The organism is Escherichia coli (assembly GCF_036503815.1).
GTDB classification, from domain to species: Bacteria; Pseudomonadota; Gammaproteobacteria; order Enterobacterales; family Enterobacteriaceae; genus Escherichia; species Escherichia coli_F.
In genome coordinates this window covers 4,394,890-4,415,869 of record NZ_AP027764.1, presented here as the reverse complement: position 1 = coordinate 4,415,869, position 20,980 = coordinate 4,394,890, and the positions used below count along the sequence as shown (strand labels likewise).

The 20,980-nt window shown below is 50.3% G+C and carries 17 protein-coding genes; 10 read left to right on the top strand and 7 right to left on the bottom strand.

Annotation, left to right across the window (positions count from 1 at the left end; genetic code table 11):
- The first annotated feature begins 44 nt into the window (after positions 1-44).
- Positions 45-665, top strand: coding sequence for an FKBP-type peptidyl-prolyl cis-trans isomerase (gene fklB, locus AABJ99_RS21115; protein ID WP_000211237.1), 621 nt, complete (start codon positions 45-47; stop codon positions 663-665).
- 308 nt (positions 666-973) lie between these two features.
- The gene (gene cycA, locus AABJ99_RS21110) at positions 974-2,386 is read left to right on the top strand and encodes a D-serine/D-alanine/glycine transporter (RefSeq protein WP_032304379.1); all 1,413 of its coding nucleotides are present in this window, start codon (positions 974-976) and stop codon (positions 2,384-2,386) included.
- A gap of 44 nt (positions 2,387-2,430) precedes the next feature.
- On the opposite strand, the gene ytfE is transcribed toward cycA, so the two are convergent.
- From ytfE to qorB, 3 genes are all read right to left on the bottom strand, one after another.
- Positions 2,431-3,093 carry an iron-sulfur cluster repair protein YtfE gene (gene ytfE, locus AABJ99_RS21105; RefSeq protein WP_000331457.1) on the bottom strand — a complete coding sequence of 221 codons (663 nt, stop codon included), beginning with the start codon at positions 3,091-3,093 and terminating at the stop codon, positions 2,431-2,433.
- Between the two features lie 107 nt (positions 3,094-3,200).
- A complete protein-coding gene (ytfF, locus tag AABJ99_RS21100) occupies positions 3,201-4,166 on the bottom strand; it encodes a DMT family transporter (protein WP_032304380.1) in 966 nt (321 codons plus the stop codon).
- A gap of 107 nt (positions 4,167-4,273) precedes the next feature.
- The gene (gene qorB, locus AABJ99_RS21095; RefSeq protein WP_039021179.1) at positions 4,274-5,134 is read right to left on the bottom strand and encodes an NAD(P)H:quinone oxidoreductase; all 861 of its coding nucleotides are present in this window, start codon (positions 5,132-5,134) and stop codon (positions 4,274-4,276) included.
- Between the two features lie 87 nt (positions 5,135-5,221).
- Between qorB and ytfH the strand changes: the two genes are divergently transcribed.
- Entirely contained in the window at positions 5,222-5,602 is a 381-nt protein-coding gene (gene ytfH, locus AABJ99_RS21090; RefSeq protein ID WP_000084623.1) for a winged helix-turn-helix transcriptional regulator, read from the top strand.
- Between the two features lie 124 nt (positions 5,603-5,726).
- Here ytfH and cpdB read toward each other — a convergent pair whose 3' ends face one another.
- On the bottom strand, positions 5,727-7,670 hold the full coding sequence (gene cpdB, locus AABJ99_RS21085; RefSeq protein WP_039021180.1) for a 2',3'-cyclic-nucleotide 2'-phosphodiesterase: 1,944 nt from the start codon (positions 7,668-7,670) through the stop codon (positions 5,727-5,729).
- 189 nt (positions 7,671-7,859) lie between these two features.
- Here cpdB and cysQ point away from each other — a divergent pair, with 189 nt between their 5' ends.
- Positions 7,860-8,600: a 3'(2'),5'-bisphosphate nucleotidase CysQ gene (gene cysQ / locus AABJ99_RS21080; protein ID WP_039021181.1), complete on the top strand. Its 741-nt coding sequence runs from the start codon at positions 7,860-7,862 to the stop codon at positions 8,598-8,600.
- Between the two features lie 212 nt (positions 8,601-8,812).
- Positions 8,813-9,736 carry a hypothetical protein gene (locus AABJ99_RS21075; RefSeq protein WP_039021182.1) on the top strand — a complete coding sequence of 308 codons (924 nt, stop codon included), beginning with the start codon at positions 8,813-8,815 and terminating at the stop codon, positions 9,734-9,736.
- A 100-nt stretch (positions 9,737-9,836) separates the two neighbouring features.
- On the opposite strand, the gene ytfJ is transcribed toward AABJ99_RS21075, so the two are convergent.
- Positions 9,837-10,391: a YtfJ family protein gene (ytfJ, locus tag AABJ99_RS21070; RefSeq protein ID WP_039021183.1), complete on the bottom strand. Its 555-nt coding sequence runs from the start codon at positions 10,389-10,391 to the stop codon at positions 9,837-9,839.
- Positions 10,392-10,716: 325 nt separating this feature from the next.
- Between ytfJ and ytfK the strand changes: the two genes are divergently transcribed.
- Positions 10,717-10,923: a DUF1107 domain-containing protein gene (ytfK, locus tag AABJ99_RS21065; RefSeq protein WP_000689228.1), complete on the top strand. Its 207-nt coding sequence runs from the start codon at positions 10,717-10,719 to the stop codon at positions 10,921-10,923.
- Positions 10,924-10,985: 62 nt separating this feature from the next.
- Here the strand turns inward: ytfK and paeA are convergent, their stop codons facing one another.
- Positions 10,986-12,329 carry a hemolysin family protein gene (gene paeA / locus AABJ99_RS21060; protein WP_000934983.1) on the bottom strand — a complete coding sequence of 448 codons (1,344 nt, stop codon included), beginning with the start codon at positions 12,327-12,329 and terminating at the stop codon, positions 10,986-10,988.
- A 322-nt stretch (positions 12,330-12,651) separates the two neighbouring features.
- Positions 12,652-13,290 carry a peptide-methionine (S)-S-oxide reductase MsrA gene (gene msrA, locus AABJ99_RS21055; RefSeq protein WP_001355104.1) on the bottom strand — a complete coding sequence of 213 codons (639 nt, stop codon included), beginning with the start codon at positions 13,288-13,290 and terminating at the stop codon, positions 12,652-12,654.
- 205 nt (positions 13,291-13,495) lie between these two features.
- Here msrA and tamA point away from each other — a divergent pair, with 205 nt between their 5' ends.
- The 4 genes from tamA to esiB all read left to right on the top strand — a co-directional run bounded on the left by tamA (position 13,496) and on the right by esiB (position 20,971).
- Complete coding sequence (tamA, locus tag AABJ99_RS21050) at positions 13,496-15,229, top strand: autotransporter assembly complex protein TamA (protein WP_001269295.1); 1,734 nt, start codon at positions 13,496-13,498, stop codon at positions 15,227-15,229.
- Positions 15,226-19,005: an autotransporter assembly complex protein TamB gene (tamB, locus tag AABJ99_RS21045; RefSeq protein WP_039021184.1), complete on the top strand. Its 3,780-nt coding sequence runs from the start codon at positions 15,226-15,228 to the stop codon at positions 19,003-19,005. The genes tamA and tamB overlap by 4 nt, the downstream gene beginning before the upstream one ends.
- A 2-nt stretch (positions 19,006-19,007) precedes the next feature.
- Positions 19,008-19,349: a gamma-glutamylcyclotransferase family protein gene (gene ytfP, locus AABJ99_RS21040; protein ID WP_039021185.1), complete on the top strand. Its 342-nt coding sequence runs from the start codon at positions 19,008-19,010 to the stop codon at positions 19,347-19,349.
- A 149-nt stretch (positions 19,350-19,498) separates the two neighbouring features.
- Complete coding sequence (gene esiB / locus AABJ99_RS21035; protein WP_039021186.1) at positions 19,499-20,971, top strand: secretory immunoglobulin A-binding protein EsiB; 1,473 nt, start codon at positions 19,499-19,501, stop codon at positions 20,969-20,971.
- Positions 20,972-20,980: the final 9 nt, after the last annotated feature.

Here is a 20,980-nt window from a genome sequence, read left to right as displayed (position 1 = left end):
CTGATATCCTGCCCGCTACTTTATACCCGAAGAAAGGAAATACGATGACCACCCCAACTTTTGACACCATCGAAGCGCAAGCAAGTTACGGCATTGGTTTACAGGTAGGCCAACAACTGAGTGAATCTGGCCTGCAAGGGCTGCTGCCGGAGGCGCTGGTGGCTGGTATTGCTGATGCGCTGGAAGGCAAACATCCGGCTGTTCCGGTTGATGTGGTGCACCGCGCGCTGCGTGAAATCCACGAACGCGCCGATGCCGTTCGTCGTCAGCGTTTCCAGGCGATGGCTGCTGAAGGTGTGAAATACCTGGAAGAAAACGCCAAAAAAGAAGGTGTGAATAGCACCGAATCTGGCCTGCAATTCCGCGTGATCAATCAGGGGGAAGGCGCAATTCCGGCACGTACCGACCGCGTTCGTGTTCATTACACCGGAAAACTGATCGACGGCACCGTGTTTGACAGCTCCGTCGCTCGCGGCGAGCCAGCTGAATTCCCGGTTAACGGCGTGATCCCTGGCTGGATTGAAGCACTGACTCTGATGCCGGTAGGTTCTAAATGGGAACTGACTATCCCGCAGGAACTGGCATATGGCGAGCGTGGCGCAGGCGCGTCCATCCCTCCGTTCAGCACCCTGGTGTTTGAAGTCGAACTGCTGGAAATCCTCTAAGCAGCGCATTCTGTTCCCCTCGAGCCAGAGGGGAGCAGGCATTCAGCAATAAACCCTTCAGTTTGCCAAATGGCGCTATTTTGTGTTGCAAAGACCACGTAAGCGTGTATTTTTGTGAGCTGTTTCGCGTTATCACCGTGATATGACACTCACTTTAAACATAAAATTAACATTAGATCTAAATCTTAGTATTCATCCCGCGTATTGTTACCTAATATCGATGAGTCCCGATACAGATTCGTCGTATCATAGACTGACTAAAGGCCGCAGAGCCTGAACAACACAGACAGGTACAGGAAGAAAAAAACATGGTAGATCAGGTAAAAGTCGTTGCCGATGATCAGGCTCCGGCTGAACAGTCGCTACGGCGCAATCTCACAAACCGACATATTCAGCTTATTGCCATTGGTGGGGCCATTGGTACGGGGTTGTTTATGGGGTCCGGTAAAACAATCAGCCTTGCCGGACCGTCGATCATCTTCGTTTATATGATCATCGGTTTTATGCTCTTTTTCGTGATGCGGGCAATGGGGGAATTGCTGCTTTCGAATCTGGAATACAAATCTTTTAGTGACTTCGCTTCCGATTTACTGGGGCCATGGGCGGGATATTTCACTGGCTGGACCTACTGGTTCTGCTGGGTGGTTACCGGTATGGCGGACGTGGTGGCCATCACTGCCTATGCTCAGTTCTGGTTCCCCGATCTCTCCGACTGGGTTGCCTCGCTGGCGGTGATAGTGCTGCTGCTGACGCTCAACCTCGCTACTGTGAAAATGTTCGGTGAGATGGAGTTCTGGTTTGCGATGATCAAAATTGTCGCCATCGTGTCGCTGATTGTCGTTGGTCTGATCATGGTCATGATGCACTTCAAGTCACCGACCGGTGTGGAAGCGTCGTTTGCGCATTTGTGGAATGACGGCGGCTGGTTCCCGAAAGGTTTAAGTGGCTTCTTTGCCGGATTCCAGATAGCGGTTTTCGCTTTCGTGGGGATTGAGCTGGTCGGTACAACCGCTGCGGAAACGAAAGATCCGGAGAAATCACTGCCACGTGCGATTAACTCCATTCCGATCCGTATCATTATGTTCTACGTCTTCGCGCTGATTGTGATTATGTCCGTGACGCCGTGGAGTTCAGTAGTCCCGGAGAAAAGCCCGTTTGTTGAATTGTTTGTGTTGGTGGGTTTGCCTGCGGCTGCCAGCGTAATCAACTTTGTGGTGCTGACCTCTGCGGCGTCTTCCGCTAACAGCGGCGTCTTCTCTACCAGCCGTATGCTGTTTGGTCTGGCCCAGGAAGGTGTTGCGCCGAAAGCGTTCGCTAAACTTTCTAAGCGCGCCGTGCCCGCGAAAGGGCTGACCTTCTCTTGTATCTGTTTGCTCGGCGGCGTGGTGATGTTGTATGTGAATCCAAGTGTAATTGGCGCGTTCACGATGATCACGACTGTTTCCGCGATTCTGTTTATGTTCGTCTGGACGATTATCCTTTGCTCATACCTGGTGTATCGCAAACAGCGTCCGCACCTGCATGAGAAGTCTATCTACAAGATGCCGCTCGGCAAGCTGATGTGCTGGGTATGTATGGCGTTCTTTGTGTTCGTGGTCGTGCTGCTGACACTGGAAGATGACACTCGCCAGGCGCTGCTGGTTACCCCGCTGTGGTTTATCGCGCTGGGGTTGGGCTGGTTGTTTATTGGTAAGAAGCGGACTGCTGAACTGCGGAAGTAACGGCTTTATCATGCTGGATGGCGCAATGCCATCCAGCTTTTAGATCACTCACCCGCCAGCGCGCGTGGGAACAGTACATTGTTTTCCAGGCTGATGTGCTCCATCAGGTCATCAATCAGTTCATTAATACCGTTATACATCGCTTTCCAGGTGGTGCAGGCTTCCGGCGGCGGTGTGACGTTATTGGTAGTGTGTTTGATTACTTCCAGCAGTTCACCCGCTTCATCGTGCTCGCTTTCCATTACGCTAATTGGCCCCATTGCCTGGCTGCCCATGCCTTGTTTGATCATCGGGAAGAGGATCTGCTCTTCTTTCATCATGTGGCTGGAAAGCTCTTCATGCAGCATAGTCAGGTATTTTGTCAGCCCTTTTGGCACGCTCGGTTTGTCGGCGTGAACGCGCTCGACTTTGGTCGCTTGCAGGATCAGCTCCGGCAACTGCTCGCGGTGACGATCGTGGTAGCGCACGATGATATGGTCGATGATTTCTGCCAGTGGGGCGCTACGCCAGTCTTTCTCAATCGGTTGTTCAGCAAGCTTTGCCAGTTCGGCTTCAATGACCTCAACATCCAGTTCTTTACGTGCCGCCGCGCGCGCCAGCGTTTGCTTACCGCCACAGCAGTAATCCATATCATATTTACGAAACAGAGCCGAAGCGCGAGGAATAGAGAGCGCCAGTTCACCTAAAGGTTGGTCGCGATAAGCCATAGCTGATACCTCATTCTTAATAATATAAGATGTATTTTAAATGCATCTTTAAGGCAAATGCTATAACCCTTACGTAGCAGAGGCTTATTTAACTCACTGCCAGCGTGTCAACTTTCTGAGACAGATTCAGTTAAAGGCTTTTCCGGTTTGGCTCTGACCGCAATGACCACGCCAATCACTAACAGCGCGATACCGCTCAGCGTCATTAGCGGCGGCATTTGCTGGCGGAGTAAAAAGGTGTACAGCAAACCTGCCAGCGTTTCGAAAACAATCAACGGTCCGAGGATAACCGTCGGTAATCGCTGGCTGGCGACGTTCCAGCAAAGTGCGCCGACCCATGAGCAAAGCACAGCTATCGCAATCATCAGGCTAACAAATACCAGCGGACGGGGGCCAAAAGGTAGGGAGAAGTCCGGCGTTTGCGTATTCAGCCAGTAACAGGCGACAAGATAACCGATGAGCGAAACCGGCAGCGTGACCAGCGCCTGCGCCGTTGCCCACATCATCGGATGTTTGTCTGGGTTTTCCCGCAGCCAACGGGCGTTGCGCAAGGCATACCACGCCCAGCAGACCACGGAAACTAACGCCAACACGATGCCAGAGGTATAACGTGCCCAGTCAAAATCGGGGAGTCCGTGGTCTAACTCAGCAATATTTACACATGCCAGGCCGATGCCAATACAAACCAGCGCCGGGGCGAGTTTCCCCCACGCGAGTTTACCGTCACGCTGGCTATAAAGCAGATTGGCGAAGACAGGAATCACCACCGGCAGGGTGCCGATAATCATCGTGGAAACAGGCGCGCCGGTACGTTGAATGGCACTGGCAAGACAGAAGTAATAGATGAGGTTGCCCATCATGGTGAGCATCAAGGCGGTAAGCCAGTCGCGACGCGCCAACTGACGCAGACGCACGCGCCCCAGCCAGGCAATGGGGAGCGCAATTAACCCTAACGCCAGATAACGCCCCATAGACTGCAACATCGCCGGGTATTCCGGCACGATCAACGGCCCGACAAATATAAGCCCCCACATCAACCCTGCTAACAGGGCGTACAGCACGCCGCTAATCATTACTGGCATCCATTGGTCTGTCAGAAGAAAGTTCAGGAAGCAGACATGATTGCTCCCGGCATCCCGTCATTATCAGAGAGGATGCGGGAGGATGCCACTTTAATTAACTAGTTATTAACATTAAAAAGATGGCTTACGCTCTCGGCTAATGTTGTCGTTGGGCGGCCAATCAATTTGCTAAGCGTTTTGCTGTCATCAAACAGGCCGCCTTTCGATGCGCCAACGTCAGAATCTGCCAGCATATCCGCCAGCCCGTCAGGCAGACCGACGCTTTTCAGCGCCGCGGCGAAATCAGCTTCGCTTAGGTTTTGATAGGTAACCTGTTTGCCGCTCTGTTTGGTGAGTTCCGCCGCTAATTGTGTCAGTGTCCAGGCGCTATCACCTGCCAGTTCATAAACCTTGCCTTCGTGACCTGCTTCGCTAATTACGCGCGCCGCAGCTACCGCATAATCAGCTCGCGTAGCTGAGGCAATTTTGCCATCGCCCGCGGCACCGATAAATACGCCGTGCTCCAGTGCTGCCGGGGCGCTGGCGAGATAATTTTCGGTGTACCAGCCGTTGCGCAGCAAGGTGTAAGCAATGCCAGAATCAGCCAGCATTTTCTCCGTCTCGATGTGCTCATCGGCGAGGCCGAGCGGGGAGGTATCAGCATGTAGCAGGCTGGTATAAGCGATAAATTTCACGCCCGCCGCCTTAGCGGCATTAATAACATTTCGATGCTGCAGGGCACGTTGCCCCACTTCGCTGGAAGAGATCAGCAGCAGTTTTTCCACACCCTGAAGCGCAGATGTCAGTGCGGCTTCATCGCCGTAGTCAGCCTGACGTACAGTAATGCCTTGTGCTGTCAGTGCGTGTGCTTTTGCCGGGTTACGCGCGATAGCCACTATTTGGCTGGCAGGAACGGTTTTCAGTAAGGAGTTAATAACATGGTGACCAAGTTGGCCGGTTGCGCCGGTAATTGCGATCATGGGAAGCCTCCATCGGTTTGTCTTGTGTTTAAATACGCTACCACCTAAACTTACTTTTAGTAAGTACGTACAAAAAGGTAAGTATGAATGAGCCAGGTTAGCCTGTCGCAACAACTGAAAGAGGGTAACCTCTTCGCCGAACAGTGCCCGTCGCGCGAGGTGTTGAAACACGTCACCAGCCGTTGGGGGGTATTGATTTTGGTCGCGCTTCGCGAAGGTACGCACCGTTTTAGCGACCTGCGCCGCAAGATGGGTGGGGTGAGTGAAAAGATGCTTGCGCAGTCGTTACAGGCGTTAGAGCAGGATGGGTTTCTTAACCGTATCTCTTATCCGGTGGTGCCGCCGCATGTGGAATACAGCCTCACGCCGCTGGGCGAGCAGGTGAGCGAAAAGGTTGCTGCACTGGCGGACTGGATTGAGTTGAATTTGCCTGAGGTGCTGGCAGTGCGGGATGAACGTGCGGCATAACAGCCGGATGCGCTGCGCTTATTCGGCCTACGGTTCATGACCTGTAGGGCGGATAAGATGCAGCAGCACCGCATCCGCCAATAAATGCCGGATGCGGTTCATATTTATAGACGGGAAAAGTGTTTTACTTACTCAAATCCACCTGATAAATCGCAAAGCCGATATCATCGGTCGCGACTTTATTCATCGGATACTGCCCTTTCTCTTTAATAAACTCTGCGGCTTTGTCTGACGGAGAGGTTTCGAAACGGATATCCAGTTTCTTATCGCCGGGAATCGGTGCTAAACGCCAGTTGTTATCTGCCGCCGGGTGAATTTCCCCCGCACGCTTCGACTCATCTGCAATCCACGCTGCCAGCACCGAGCGGTTCTCATCCGGTGAAGCAAAAGCGATATGGCTATCGCCCGTACCTGCAAATTTGCCGCCGTAAGCGCGATAGTTATTGGTGGCAACGAGGAACATCGCGTTCGGATCAATCGGCTTGCCGTTAAAGGTCAGGTTCTTAATCCTTTCCGCATTGGCATTAACCACCTGGCACTCGTCGTCATAGCGAGCGGGCTGAGTAACATCAATCTGATAATTCACACCATCAATGACGTCAAAGTTATAGGTGCGAAAACCATCCCAGTTAATGAGTGACTGCGGTTTCGTGCTGTTAGGATCAATCTGGTTAAACTGTCCGGCGGAGCACTCCAGCCACTCTTTCACCTCTTTACCGCTGGCTTTCACCACAATCAGCGTATTGGGATAGAGATAAAGATCGGCAGCATTACGGAAAGTCAGCTGACCTTTTTCCACCTCCACATAGCTTGCCGGATCATTTTTGCGACCACCGACTTTAAACGGTGCGGCAGCTGAAAGCACCGGCAGTTTTGCCAGATCCGGATCGCCCTGAATGTAATGTTCGACATACGCTTTTTGTGCATTATTCACCACCTGCACGGTCGGATCGTCCTGCACCAGCGCCAAATAGCTATACATATTGTCGGCAGATTTACCGATTGGTTTGCTGACAAACTGGCGTGTGGCGTTGTGATCGGCTTTAAGTGTTTCTACCAGCTTGCTGTCTTCCGCTGCGAGGGATTTTTTATTGGCGATATCGTAAATTGGCCGTGCTTCCGCTTTCGCCTGCGTCACCTGCCATTTTCCGCTGTCATTATTGAGTTGCAGATCGACCACGCCGAGATGATCGCCCCACATGCCTGGCATTACCGCCGGAACACCATTCAGCGTGCCTTTCGCGATATCAGCCCCTTCGATATCAGCAAAATCTTTACCTGGGAAAACGGCGTGAGCATGGCCAAACATAATGGCGTCAACGCCCGGAATTTCACTGAGATAATAAACTGAGTTTTCTGCCATCACTTTATACGGATCGGCAGAGAGACCAGAATGCGCCAAAACGACAACGAGATCGGCACCTTTCTCGCGCATTTCAGGTACGTACTTGCGCACAGTTTCCGTTATATCGTTAACGGTGACTTTGCCAGATAAATTAGCTTTATCCCATCCCATAATCTGCGGCGGTACGACGCCAATATAGCCAATCTTCAGCGTCTGTTTTTTTCCGTCTTTATCGATCACTTCGGTGTCTTTAATCAAATACGGTGTAAACATGGGCTGTTTGGTTTTAGCGTCAATGACGTTGGCGTTTACATAAGGGAATTTCGCTCCTGCCAGTGCATTTTTCAGGTAATCCAGACCGTAGTTAAACTCGTGGTTGCCAAGCGTGCCGACGGTATAGTCCAGCGTATTTAATGCCTTATAGACCGGGTGAATATCACCTGCTTTTAAACCTTTCGCCGACATGTAATCGGCCAGCGGACTCCCCTGAATCAAATCGCCATTATCGACCAGTACGCTGTTTTTCACTTCATTGCGGGCATCGTTAATCAGGCTTGCCGTACGTACCAGTCCGAATTTTTCCGTGGCGGTGTCTTTGTAATAATCGAAATCCATCATGTTGCTATGCAAATCAGTGGTTTCCATGATACGCAGATCGACCGTCGCTGCATTCACACTCGCGGCAATCAGCGTGGCCAGGAGCGTTGCGCTAAACTTAATCATCAGGGACATCCTTTTATCATCGGGAATTCGAAAGAAAAGGGAGAATAAACCTCTTACTTTTAGAACAGTGAAGAATGCCACAATTTAACGCTTTGAAAATGATGACACTATCACAGTTGGCGCATTCTTTAACGATAGGGTATAAGTAAAACAACAAGTTAACACCGCTCACAGAGACGAGGTGGAGAAATGTTAGATCAAGTATGCCAGCTTGCACGGAATGCAGGCGATGCCATTATACAGGTCTACGACGGGACGAAACCGATGGACGTCGTCAGCAAAGCGGACAATTCTCCGGTAACGGCAGCGGATATTGCCGCACACACCGTTATCATGGACGGTTTACGTACGCTGACACCGGATATTCCGGTCCTTTCTGAAGAAGATCCTCCCGGTTGGGAAGTCCGTCAACACTGGCAGCGTTACTGGCTGGTAGACCCGCTGGATGGTACTAAAGAGTTTATTAAACGTAATGGTGAATTCACCGTTAATATTGCGCTCATCGACCACGGCAAACCGATTTTAGGTGTGGTGTATGCGCCGGTAATGAACGTAATGTACAGCGCGGCAGACGGCAAAGCCTGGAAAGAAGAGTGCGGTGTACGCAAGCAGATTCAGGTCCGCGATGCGCGCCCGCCGCTGGTGGTGATCAGCCGTTCCCATGCGGATGCGGAGCTGAAAGAGTATCTGCAACAGCTTGGCGAACATCAAACCACGTCTATCGGCTCTTCGCTGAAATTCTGCCTGGTGGCGGAAGGGCAGGCTCAACTTTATCCGCGTTTCGGGCCAACTAATATTTGGGATACCGCTGCCGGTCACGCAGTTGCGGCAGCGGCCGGAGCACACGTTCACGACTGGCAGGGTAAACCGCTGGATTATACCCCGCGCGAGTCGTTCCTGAATCCTGGGTTCAGAGTCTCTATTTATTAAATATATATGGCAGAAACAGTGTATTTCCTGATTCTGCCATCCTGATTTGTTTCCAACCTAAAAAGTTATAGATATAAAGGGATTGTATTTAAAGTGTAAATATTCTAACGTTAATAAGTTATGTTTTAATAATGAGCTTTTTTTGATAGTTTACTTCTTTAATAAGATATTTAATGGCGACATAGAATAACCAAATATAATAAGGTTGTCATATGTTACCCAAGATCAGACACAATAATTTTTTTGGTGCAGTGGAGTTATTTGTAAAGTCATCGCATACAAAAATACATTCAAATAATTTCTTTAATAATATTCAGCATGCATTTAAGAAAAGGGATTGGATTTCGAATTATGATAGTCTGTTAATTTTAAGGGAGTTCTTTCTTAGAGCAACACAGATTGATAAAAATAGTTATCAGGTGCTTTCATCAAAAGATGAAATCGTTCACGCCATGGATAATTTTCTTATCAGCTTCCGCCTTAAAGATAACGGTGCCGAATATACAATGACATTGCGAGGCACTGGATTTGAATACGAAGAAATCCCTATAACAATAAATGAGTATAACTCATTTATAGACTTTAAAAACCGTGAATTTCCACTAGCACAAAATAGAAGATTGTATGCCTATGATATTTTGCAGAAAAAACAGTCTGACATACCTGAAAGGATTAACGGTTATTTTCGGAAGGCGGCGGGTAACTTATCTTACGATTCTGCTTATTTGGAGAATGTAGTAAGCAAATTAAAACGGGGTAAATTTGAACTTGAAGGGCCAGAAGGTAGCATTAAAGAATGTGAAGGATGGTATTTTTGCGAGGAAATAAATAATAGAAATTATGCCATGGTCATAGAATCTTTGGGCTTTGCTCTTAAAATCTATGGAGGGGATGAGGAACTTCGAACTGGCTCTTATATTTTTTTGCAGGGTGAAGATTACTCTCTTATTTATAATTTTCTGGTTAATGCAGGGTACCAACAAGTGGAAATAACCGAGCAAGTGGAAGCGATTGTAAGTGCAAATCTGGCCGCAAACGGTAATTATACCGCAGAAAAGATTCACAAGAAATATAAATCTACCATTGAAGCGTTTAAAAAAGAGGTAAAGCCGTTAAACGCGAATAAGGGTTATTGATACTAGTATGAGTTCGGCGTAAAAACTCAGAGACTTAATTCCCCTATCCCATATATATCGATAGGGGAAATTTATTTTTCCAGAATTTATGTTATTAACATTATTTGAGCAACTTTTGCAGCAGGTTCATCACTTGCTGCACCTCTTCCTGAGTGAGCGCACCGTCTTTGGCCCATTGCACTCGACCGTCTTTGTCCAGCACCGCTACAGCGGAACTTTCTTCATCCAGCTGCCAGGCACCGCGCGCGATGCCATTGCTATCGACAATAAACTGCGACCAGGGATAAAGCTTTTTATTACTCTCCAGACTGCTGCGCACAAACATACCGGAACCCGGAATCGCGTCGTCGGTGTTCACAATGGTGGTGGTCTGGTAACGATCGTGCGGTAACTTTGCTGATTTAATCGCTTCAATCAGCGTCGCGTTTTTCTCTTTTGCAGAGGTGCGACCAGCAATATGTTGCAGTACTCGCACTTTTCCCACTAACTGCGCGCTGTTCCAGGTTTTGTAGCTAAACTGATCTTTATCAAGCACTAACTCGCCCCGATCGGTAATGCCTATCGGTGGCACTCGTTGACCGGTTTCAAACTGATGTGCGGAAGCCATCATCGGCCACAGCAGGCAGGTGAGTGCCAGAATCTTGCGTAGGGTCATGGTGTATCCTTCTTATGATATGCAGGTGATCCGACCACTTGGGGTCTGACTTTTAATCATATGTGCTATTTATCGAATTTCCCGCAAGTGTGATGCCAGTTTGCGGTCAAGCGCACAAATCATATGAAAAATGAATGCTTATACTGAAGACCGCGCTTCGGTAAAAAGATAATTCTGAATAATTGTAACCTTTAGGTAAAAAAAGTTATACGCGGTGGAAACATTACCCGGATAGTCTATAGTCACTAAGCATTAAAATTTGCGCCTCATAATAGTTGGGCCGATTGTGGCACCGCAAAGGCGTAATACTCAGCAGGAGATAACAATGAAAATTTTCCAACGGTACAACCCACTGCAGGTGGCGAAGTACGTAAAGATCCTGTTCCGTGGACGGTTATACATCAAGGACGTTGGCGCTTTTGAATTTGATAAGGGTAAGATTCTTATCCCAAAAGTGAAGGATAAGCTGCATTTGTCAGTGATGTCCGAAGTTAACCGTCAGGTTATGCGTCTGCAAACAGAGATGGCTTAACCAAAGTGCTATGCAGTAAATAAGACGGCTCCTGATTCAGGAGCCGTTGATGTTTCTTGGGGTTACGCGACGTTTTCTTCTTTATCTTTAACGTCAGGCAGTTTGGGCGAAAGGGCGGTGGCCTTGCTGTCGATCCGCGTTACCAGCAACTGGTCGATGCGGTAGTTATCGATATCCACCACTTCAAATTTGTAGCCGGCGAATTTCACCGAGTCGGTGCGTTTCGGGATTTTACGCAGCATAAACATCATAAAGCCGCCGATGGTTTCGTAGTTGCCTGACTGCGGGAACTCATCAATATCCAGCACACGCATTACGTCGTCAATCGGGGTGCCGCCATCAATCAACCATGAGTTCTCATCACGGGCGACAATCTGCTCTTCCAGTCCCTGACCGACCAGATCGCCCATTAGTGTGGTCATTACGTCGTTGAGGGTGATGATCCCCACGACCAGCGCGTACTCGTTCATGATCACCGCGAAGTCTTCACCCGCAGTTTTAAAACTTTCCAATGCCTCTGAAAGGGTTAATGTATCCGGCACAATCAGTGTGTTGCGAATTTGTACGCCGCTGTTCAGTGCCAGGCTTTGGTTAGCCAGCACGCGGTTCAGCAGGTCTTTAGAATCGACATAGCCGATGATGTGGTCAATATCTTCATTACAGACGAGAAATTTCGAGTGCGGATGTTCCGCCACCTTATTCTTCAGACTTTGCTCATCTTCGTGGAGATCAAACCAAATCACGTTTTCACGCGGTGTCATTGACGACGGAACGGTACGGGATTCCAGCTCAAAGACGTTTTCTATCAGCTCGTGTTCCTGTTTACGTAACACGCCCGCCAGTGCACCTGCTTCCACAACTGCATAGATGTCATCAGAAGTGATGTCATCTTTACGTACCATTGGCAGTTTAAAGATACGGAAGATCATATTCGCCAGGCCGTTGAAGAACCACACCAACGGGGTGCAAACGTACAGGCAGAAGCGCATCGGGTTGATGATACGCAAAGCCACCGCTTCTGGCGCAATCATACCGATGCGTTTCGGAGTTAAATCCGCAAACAGGATAAACATGCCAGTTACTAACGAGAAAGAGAGAATAAAGCTCAGTTGCTCAGAGAGTTCCGCCGACATATAGCGGGAAAACAGGCTGTGAAAAGCTGGAGAAAACGCCGCATCACCGACAATACCGCCGAGAATCGCCACTGCGTTAAGACCGATTTGTACCACGGTAAAGAACATGCCAGGATTTTCTTGCATATTCAGAACGCGTTGGGCATTTATATTGCCTTCATCAGCCAGCAGTTTTAGTTTGATTTTGCGTGAAGCGGCAAGTGAGATCTCGGACATCGAGAAGAACGCACTTACAGCGATCAAGCAGAGTATGACAAAAATACTGTTTAACATATCTTATCCGACCTTTCAGGCCAGATCCTCGGAAGGGGAAGTTGATTAATTTGTGTGAAATACACATTGAAAGCCGATTCGAAGAAAGTGAACCGGCATTTTCAGTGGCTAGTATAGCGTAAGGTACTGTAAAGTCGCCAGAGGGTTAAAATTCAGACGACTGATAAATGCAAAACTGCCTGATGCGCTATGCTGTTCAGGCCTACGAAGTCTCTGCAATACATTGAATTTTGAGGGTTTTGTAGGCCTGGCAAGGCGTTTACGCCGCATCCGGCATATACAAAGCTCACTTTATCAACAATCTGAATTTGTAACCGTAACGCTATGCTTCCGGCGGCAGACAGACGCCAATTCCGCCAATTCCACAGTAACCATATGGGTTTTTATGCAGATATTGCTGGTGGTCATCTTCGGCATAATAAAATGGTGAGGCGTTAGCGATTTCCGTGGTGATGTGACGATCGTCATCGGCGGCAAGCATCGCCGCCTGAAAACGCTCCAGACTGGCACGAGCGGCGGCATCCTGTTCTGGGGTCAGCGGATAAATCGCTGAACGATACTGCGTGCCGTGGTCATTGCCCTGACGCATTCCCTGGGCGGGATCGTGATTCTCCCAAAATACTTGTAGCAACTGCTCATAGCTGATGACGGAAGGATCGTAAACAATGCGCACCGCTTCGGCATGACCAGTATCACCGGAGCACACTTCCCGATAAGTGGGGTTTGGCGTATATCCGCCGGTGTAACCTGCGGCGGTGCTGTAAACGCCGGGTAACTGCCAGAACAGACGCTCCACACCCCAGAAACAACCCATCGCAAAAATGGCAATCTCCATTCCGTCAGGTACATTGGTCATTGAGTGACCATTGACCGCATGCAGCGTGGCTACGGGCATCGGGGTGTTACGTCCAGGCAGGGCATCGGCGGGGGAAACCAGATGCTTTTTATCAAATAAACTCATGGTGTCGCTCTCCCGAAAATCGGTCATTGGGGTTAAGGTTGTAACAAGAGACGTATTTGCACACAATAACCACCGTGAATAGGTCTAAAGTAAAACATAAGAAATATTTGGGGTTTAGTCTGCTTTTTAATCCATATTACTGGATTTTTGTTAAGCCGTTTAACGGCGTTCCAGGGGCAGGAATAAAGGATATTCAGGAGAAAATGTGCGCTATATCCGACAGTTATGCTGTGTAAGCTTACTCTGCTTAAGCGGATCTGCCTTCGCCGCGAACGTCCGTCTACAGGTCGAAGGGTTATCGGGACAACTGGAAAAGAACGTTCGTGCACAGCTTTCAACAATTGAAAGTGATGAAGTGACGCCAGACCGTCGCTTTCGCGCACGCGTCGATGATGCCATCCGCGAAGGTCTGAAAGCGCTGGGTTATTACCAGCCGACCATTGAATTTGATCTCCGTCCACCGCCAAAGAAAGGGCGGCAGGTATTGATCGCCAAAGTCACGCCAGGCGTGCCGGTGTTAATTGGCGGCACCGATGTGGTATTGCGCGGCGGCGCGCGGACCGATAAAGACTATTTGAAATTGCTCGATACTCGCCCGGCTATTGGTACGGTACTGAACCAGGGCGATTATGAAAATTTCAAAAAGTCCTTAACCAGCATTGCGTTGCGTAAAGGTTATTTCGATAGCGAATTTACCAAAGCGCAGCTGGGCATTGCGCTTGGCCTGCATAAAGCCTTCTGGGATATTGATTATAACAGTGGCGAACGTTATCGCTTTGGGCATGTGACCTTTGAAGGATCACAAATCCGCGATGAATACTTGCAAAATCTGGTGCCGTTTAAAGAGGGCGATGAGTACGAGTCGAAAGATCTCGCGGAACTGAACCGCCGACTTTCTGCTACCGGCTGGTTTAATTCGGTGGTGGTGGCACCACAATTTGATAAAGCGCGCGAAACGAAAGTATTACCGTTGACGGGCGTGGTTTCGCCGCGCACAGAAAACACCATCGAAACCGGTGTCGGTTACTCTACGGACGTGGGACCGCGCGTGAAAGCGACGTGGAAAAAGCCGTGGATGAACTCATACGGTCACAGTTTGACCACCAGTACCAGTATTTCCGCGCCAGAACAGATCCTCGACTTCAGCTATAAAATGCCGCTGCTGAAGAACCCGCTGGAACAATATTATTTGGTGCAGGGCGGTTTTAAGCGCACTGACCTGAACGATACCGAGTCTGACTCCACGACGCTGGTGGCTTCTCGCTACTGGGATCTTTCCAGCGGCTGGCAGCGTGCCATTAACCTGCGCTGGAGTCTCGACCACTTTACCCAGGGTGAAATTACCAACACCACGATGCTGTTTTATCCGGGGGTGATGATTAGCCGCACGCGTTCTCGTGGTGGCCTGATGCCAACCTGGGGCGACTCGCAACGTTACTCTATCGACTACTCCAACACGGCCTGGGGCTCGGATGTCGATTTCTCCGTTTTCCAGGCGCAGAACGTCTGGATCCGCACACTGTACGATCGCCATCGTTTTGTGACACGCGGCACGCTGGGCTGGATTGAAACGGGTGATTTCGACAAAGTACCGCCGGATCTGCGTTTCTTCGCCGGGGGCGACCGCAGTATTCGTGGCTACAAATACAAATCTATCGCCCCGAAATACGCCAACGGTGACCTGAAAGGGGCATCGAAGTTGATAACCGGATCGCTGGAGTACCAGTACAACGTGACCGGAAAATGGTGGGGCGCGGTGTTTGTCGATAGTGGCGAAGCGGTAAGCGATATTCGCCGCAGCGACTTTAAAACCGGTACCGGGGTTGGCGTGCGCTGGGAATCGCCGGTCGGGCCAATCAAACTCGATTTTGCCGTACCGGTCGCGGATAAAGACGAACACGGGTTACAGTTTTACATCGGTCTGGGGCCAGAATTATGAGTTTATGGAAAAAAATCAGCCTCGGCGTGGTTATCGTTATCTTACTGTTGCTGGGATCGGTGGCGTTTCTGGTGGGCACCACCAGCGGCCTGCATCTGGTATTTAAAGCGGCGGATCGCTGGGTGCCGGGGCTGGATATTGGCAAGGTCACCGGCGGCTGGCGCGATCTCACCTTGTCTGACGTTCGTTATGAGCAGCCAGGCGTGGCGGTAAAAGCGGGCAATCTCCATCTGGCGGTCGGGCTTGAGTGCCTGTGGAACAGTAGCGTTTGTATTAATGACCTGGCGCTGAAAGACGTTCAGGTCAACATCGACAGTAAAAAAATGCCCCCTTCTGAACAGGTTGAAGAAGAGGAAGATAGCGGGCCGCTGGATCTCTCCACGCCGTATCCCATCACCCTGACGCGGGTGGCGCTGGATAACGTCAACATCAAGATTGATGACACCACGGTATCGGTGATGGACTTCACCTCCGGCCTGAACTGGCAGGAGAAAACCCTGACCCTGAAACCGACGTCGCTGAAAGGCCTGTTGATTGCTTTGCCGAAAGTGGCGGAAGTGGCGCAGGAAGAAGTGGTCGAACCGAAGATTGAAAATCCGCAGCCGGATGAAAAACCGCTCGGCGAAACGCTGAAAGATCTCTTTTCTCGCCCGGTATTGCCGGAAATGACTGACGTGCATTTGCCGCTCAACTTGAATATTGAAGAGTTTAAGGGCGAGCAGTTGCGCGTGACGGGCGACACGGACATCACCGTGAGCACCATGCTGCTGAAAGTGAGCAGCATCGACGGTAATACCAAACTGGACGCCCTGGATATCGACTCCAGTCAAGGGATCGTCAACGCCAGCGGCACGGCGCAGCTATCAGACAACTGGCCGGTGGATATCACCCTCAACAGCACACTGAACGTGGAGCCGCTGAAAGGCGAAAAGGTGAAGCTGAAAGTGGGTGGTGCGCTGCGCGAACAGCTGGAGATAGGCGTTAACCTTTCTGGCCCGGTAGATATGGATCTGCGCGCCCAGACGCGGCTGGCAGAAGCTGGATTGCCGCTCAACGTGGAAGTGAACAGCAAACAGCTTTACTGGCCGTTCATTGGTGAGAAGCAGTATCAGGCGGATGATCTGAAACTGAAACTCACCGGTAAAATGACCGATTACACGCTCTCTATGCGCACGGCAGTGAAGGGACAGGAGATCCCGCCAGCCACCATTACCCTTGATGCCAAAGGCAATGAACAGCAGGTCAATCTCGACAAACTCACCGTCGCGGCGCTGGAAGGGAAAACTGAACTCAAGGCGCTACTCGACTGGCAGCAGGCAATTAGCTGGCGCGGTGAGTTAACGCTTAATGGCATTAACACCGCGAAAGAGTTCCCGGAGTGGCCGTCGAAACTCAATGGTTTGATTAAAACGCGCGGTAGTCTGTATGGCGGCACCTGGCAGATGGACGTGCCGGAGTTGAAGCTGACCGGTAACGTCAAACAGAACAAAGTGAACGTTGACGGCACGCTGAAAGGCAATAGTTATATGCAGTGGATGATCCCAGGGCTTCATCTGGAACTGGGGCCAAACAGTGCCGAAGTGAAAGGTGAACTGGGGGTAAAAGATCTCAATCTTGATGCCACCATCAACGCGCCGGGGCTGGATAACGCGCTGCCGGGGCTTGGCGGTACAGCGAAAGGGCTGGTGAAAGTACGCGGCACGGTGGAAGCGCCACAACTACTGGCAGATATCACCGCGCGCGGCCTGCGCTGGCAGGAACTTTCCGTGGCGCAGGTTCGCGTGGAAGGCGATATCAAATCCACTGACCAGATTGCGGGTAAACTTGACGTACGCGTTGAGCAAATCTCGCAGCCCGATGTGAATATCAACCTCGTCACTCTGAATGCCAAAGGCAGCGAAAAGCAGCACGAGCTACAGTTGCGGATTCAGGGCGAACCGGTTTCCGGGCAGCTTAATCTGGCAGGAAGTTTTGATCGCAAAGAAGAACGCTGGAAGGGAACACTTAGCAATACCCGCTTCCAGACGCCAGTCGGCCCGTGGTCGCTGACCCGCGATATTGCGCTGGATTATCGCAACAAGGAGCAAAAAATCAGCATCGGGCCACACTGCTGGCTTAACCCGAATGCGGAACTGTGCGTGCCGCAAACCATTGATGCCGGGGCTGAAGGGCGTGCGGTGGTAAATCTCAATCGCTTCGACCTCGCCATGCTGAAACCGTTTATGCCAGAAACCACACAGGCCAGCGGTATCTTCACGGGTAAAGCGGATGTCGCATGGGACACCACTAAAGAAGGGCTGCCACAGGGGAGTATCACCCTTTCGGGGCGTAACGTGCAGGTAACGCAAACCGTCAACGATGCGGCGCTGCCCGTGGCGTTTCAGACGCTGAATCTGACAGCGGAGTTGCGTAACAACCGTGCCGAACTGGGCTGGACCATCCGCCTGACCAATAACGGCCAGTTTGATGGTCAGGTGCAGGTGACCGATCCACAAGGCCGCCGTAATCTTGGTGGTAACGTCAATATCCGTAACTTCAACCTTGCGATGATAAACCCCATCTTTACCCGTGGGGAAAAAGCAGCGGGGATGGTGAGTGCCAACTTGCGTCTGGGGGGTGATGTACAAAGCCCGCAGTTGTTTGGTCAGCTCCAGGTTACGGGTGTGGATATCGACGGCAACTTTATGCCGTTTGATATGCAACCGAGCCAGCTTGCGGTCAACTTTAACGGTATGCGCTCGACGCTTGCTGGTACTGTGCGGACCCAACAGGGAGAAATCTACCTGAGCGGTGACGCCGACTGGAGCCAGATTGAAAACTGGCGGGCGAGGGTAACCGCGAAAGGCAGTAAGGTACGGATCACCGTGCCGCCGATGGTTCGAATGGATGTATCCCCAGATGTTGTATTCGAGGCTACACCAAACCTGTTTACTCTCGACGGTCGCGTGGATGTCCCTTGGGCGCGCATTGTGGTGCATGAGCTGCCGGAAAGCGCGGTGGGCGTTTCCAGCGATGTGGTGATGCTTAACGATAACCTGCAACCGGAAGAGCCGAAAACGGCGTCGATTCCGATTAACAGCAACCTGATTGTCCACGTTGGCAACAATGTGCGCATTGACGCCTTCGGCCTGAAAGCGCGGCTGACGGGCGATCTCAACGTCGTACAGGACAAACAAGGACTGGGCCTGAACGGGCAGATCAACATCCCTGAAGGTCGCTTCCATGCCTATGGTCAGGATCTGATTGTGCGTAAGGGTGAGCTACTGTTCTCTGGTCCGCCGGATCAACCGTATCTTAATATCGAAGCTATTCGTAACCCGGATGCTACAGAAGACGACGTAATCGCCGGAGTTCGAGTCACTGGTCTGGCAGACGAACCGAAAGCGGAGATCTTCTCTGACCCGGCGATGTCGCAACAGGCCGCGCTTTCCTACCTGCTACGTGGACAAGGGTTGGAGAGCGATCAGAGTGACAGTGCGGCGATGACCTCAATGCTGATTGGTCTGGGGGTTGCACAAAGTGGTCAGATTGTGGGTAAAATCGGCGAGACGTTTGGCGTAAGCAATTTAGCGCTCGACACAGAGGGAGTAGGCGACTCCTCCCAGGTAGTGGTCAGCGGCTATGTATTGCCAGGTCTGCAAGTGAAATACGGCGTGGGTATATTTGACTCAATAGCAACACTCACGTTACGTTATCGCCTGATGCCTAAGCTATATCTGGAAGCCGTGTCTGGTGTAGACCAGGCACTGGATTTGCTCTATCAGTTCGAGTTTTAGCAATGCGAATATTTGTCTACGGCAGTTTACGCCACAAACAAGGCAACAGTCACTGGATGACCAATGCCCAGTTACTGGGCGATTTCAGTATCGATAACTACCAGTTGTATAGCCTGGGCCACTATCCAGGCGCAGTTCCGGGGAACGGAACAGTACACGGTGAAGTTTATCGTATTGACAACGCCACGCTGGCCGAACTTGATGCCTTGCGCACCAGGGGCGGTGAATACACGCGCCAGTTGATTCAGACGCCGTACGGGAGTGCATGGATGTACGTTTATCAACGACCCGTCGATGGATTAAAGCTAATTGAAAGCGGCGACTGGTTAGACAGGGATAAGTAACCATATGCATACGCCACCTTCGGGTGGCGTTGTTTTATCCAGCTGCCTGAATGTATTCCGAATTTGACGCCATTCTTATCTTTTCTTAAATGCTGATTTGTTGTGCAGTGTTATAAACACCTGGCACGCTCAACAAGGACGCGACCTCAATGAAAAAATCTCTTCTGGCTGTAATGCTGACAGGACTGTTTGCTCTCGTTTCTTTTCCCGCTCTGGGAAATACCAACCTCGAACAATTAAAACAAAAAGCTGAACGTGGAGAAGCTAAATCACAGTTGGAGCTGGGATATCGATATTTTCACGGTAATGAAACGACAAAGGATCTCACCCAGGCGATTGACTGGTTTCGCCGTGCCGCAGAGCAGGGATACACCCCGGCAGAATTTGTACTGGGGTTACGCTATATGAACGGTGAAGGTGTGCCGCAAGATTATGCTCAGGCGGTTATCTGGTACAAAAAAGCAGCACTGAAGGGGCTTCCACAGGCGCAGCAGAATCTGGGTGTAATGTACCATGACGGTAAGGGCGTGAAGATTGATAAAGCCGAATCTGTGAAATGGTTTCGCCTGGCAGCAGAGCAAGGTCGTGACAGCGGCCAGCAAAGTATGGGAGATGCATATTTTGAAGGCGATGGCGTAACGCGGGATTACGTTATGGCACGTGAGTGGTATAGCAAAGCAGCGGAACAAGGTAACGTCTGGTCCTGTAATCAGCTTGGTTATATTTATTCCAAAGGTTTAGGTGTTGAAAAAAACGATGCTATATCGGCGCAATGGTATCGAAAATCAGCGGCATCAGGCGACGAACTGGGGCAGCTTTATCTGGCTGATATGTATTATTTCGGTAGTGGCGTTCCTCAGGATTACACACAGTCACGGATATTATTTTCCCAGTTGGCAGAGCAGGGAAATGCTATTGCGCAGTTTCGTCTGGGAGATATATTGGAGCAAGGTTTAGCGGGAGCGAAAGAGCCGTTAAAAGCACTGGAGTGGTACCGTAAGTCGGCAGAACAGGGAAATTCCGATGGTCAGTATTATTTAGCGGAAATGTATATCAGCCGTGCAGAAGGTATTCCCTATAACCGTGAACAGGCTATCTATTGGTACACCAAATCGGCAGAACAAGGGGATGCGAATGCGCAGGTTAATCTCGGGGTATTATTGTATCGACATGGTTCCGAAGAAGAACAGAGAAGGGCCGTGGACTGGTATCGCAAGGCGGCTGAAGAGGGAGTGGCAATGGCGCAATTTAATTTGGGTAATGCTTTACTCCAGGGAAAAGGTGTTAAAAAAGATGAGCAACAGGCAGCAATCTGGATGCGAAAAGCCGCAGAGCAAGGACTCAGTAAAGCGCAGGTACAATTAGGTGAAATCTATTATTATGGCTTGGGCGTAGAACGCGATTATGTGCAGGCCTGGGCGTGGTTCGATACCGCATCGACCAATGATATGAATCTTTTTGGTACGGAAAACCGCAAAATTACCGAGAAAAAACTGACAGCCAAACAACTGCAACAGGCTGAATTATTATCGCAACAATATATAGAAAAATATGCCCCGGAAGCCTGGGCGAGAATGCAAAAGCTTAACGCACGATCTACTGTAACGACGGGTAATAAATAACGGGTAACT

Coding starts and splice junctions, on each gene's coding strand:
- fklB (WP_000211237.1), top strand. CDS start 45: ATGACCACCCCAACTTTTGACACCATCGAAGCGCAAGCAAGTTACGGC.
- cycA (WP_032304379.1), top strand. CDS start 974: ATGGTAGATCAGGTAAAAGTCGTTGCCGATGATCAGGCTCCGGCTGAA.
- ytfE (WP_000331457.1), bottom strand. CDS start 3,093: ATGGCTTATCGCGACCAACCTTTAGGTGAACTGGCGCTCTCTATTCCT.
- ytfF (WP_032304380.1), bottom strand. CDS start 4,166: ATGATTAGCGGCGTGCTGTACGCCCTGTTAGCAGGGTTGATGTGGGGG.
- qorB (WP_039021179.1), bottom strand. CDS start 5,134: ATGATCGCAATTACCGGCGCAACCGGCCAACTTGGTCACCATGTTATT.
- ytfH (WP_000084623.1), top strand. CDS start 5,222: ATGAGCCAGGTTAGCCTGTCGCAACAACTGAAAGAGGGTAACCTCTTC.
- cpdB (WP_039021180.1), bottom strand. CDS start 7,670: ATGATTAAGTTTAGCGCAACGCTCCTGGCCACGCTGATTGCCGCGAGT.
- cysQ (WP_039021181.1), top strand. CDS start 7,860: ATGTTAGATCAAGTATGCCAGCTTGCACGGAATGCAGGCGATGCCATT.
- AABJ99_RS21075 (WP_039021182.1), top strand. CDS start 8,813: ATGTTACCCAAGATCAGACACAATAATTTTTTTGGTGCAGTGGAGTTA.
- ytfJ (WP_039021183.1), bottom strand. CDS start 10,391: ATGACCCTACGCAAGATTCTGGCACTCACCTGCCTGCTGTGGCCGATG.
- ytfK (WP_000689228.1), top strand. CDS start 10,717: ATGAAAATTTTCCAACGGTACAACCCACTGCAGGTGGCGAAGTACGTA.
- paeA (WP_000934983.1), bottom strand. CDS start 12,329: ATGTTAAACAGTATTTTTGTCATACTCTGCTTGATCGCTGTAAGTGCG.
- msrA (WP_001355104.1), bottom strand. CDS start 13,290: ATGAGTTTATTTGATAAAAAGCATCTGGTTTCCCCCGCCGATGCCCTG.
- tamB (WP_039021184.1), top strand. CDS start 15,226: ATGAGTTTATGGAAAAAAATCAGCCTCGGCGTGGTTATCGTTATCTTA.
- ytfP (WP_039021185.1), top strand. CDS start 19,008: ATGCGAATATTTGTCTACGGCAGTTTACGCCACAAACAAGGCAACAGT.
- esiB (WP_039021186.1), top strand. CDS start 19,499: ATGAAAAAATCTCTTCTGGCTGTAATGCTGACAGGACTGTTTGCTCTC.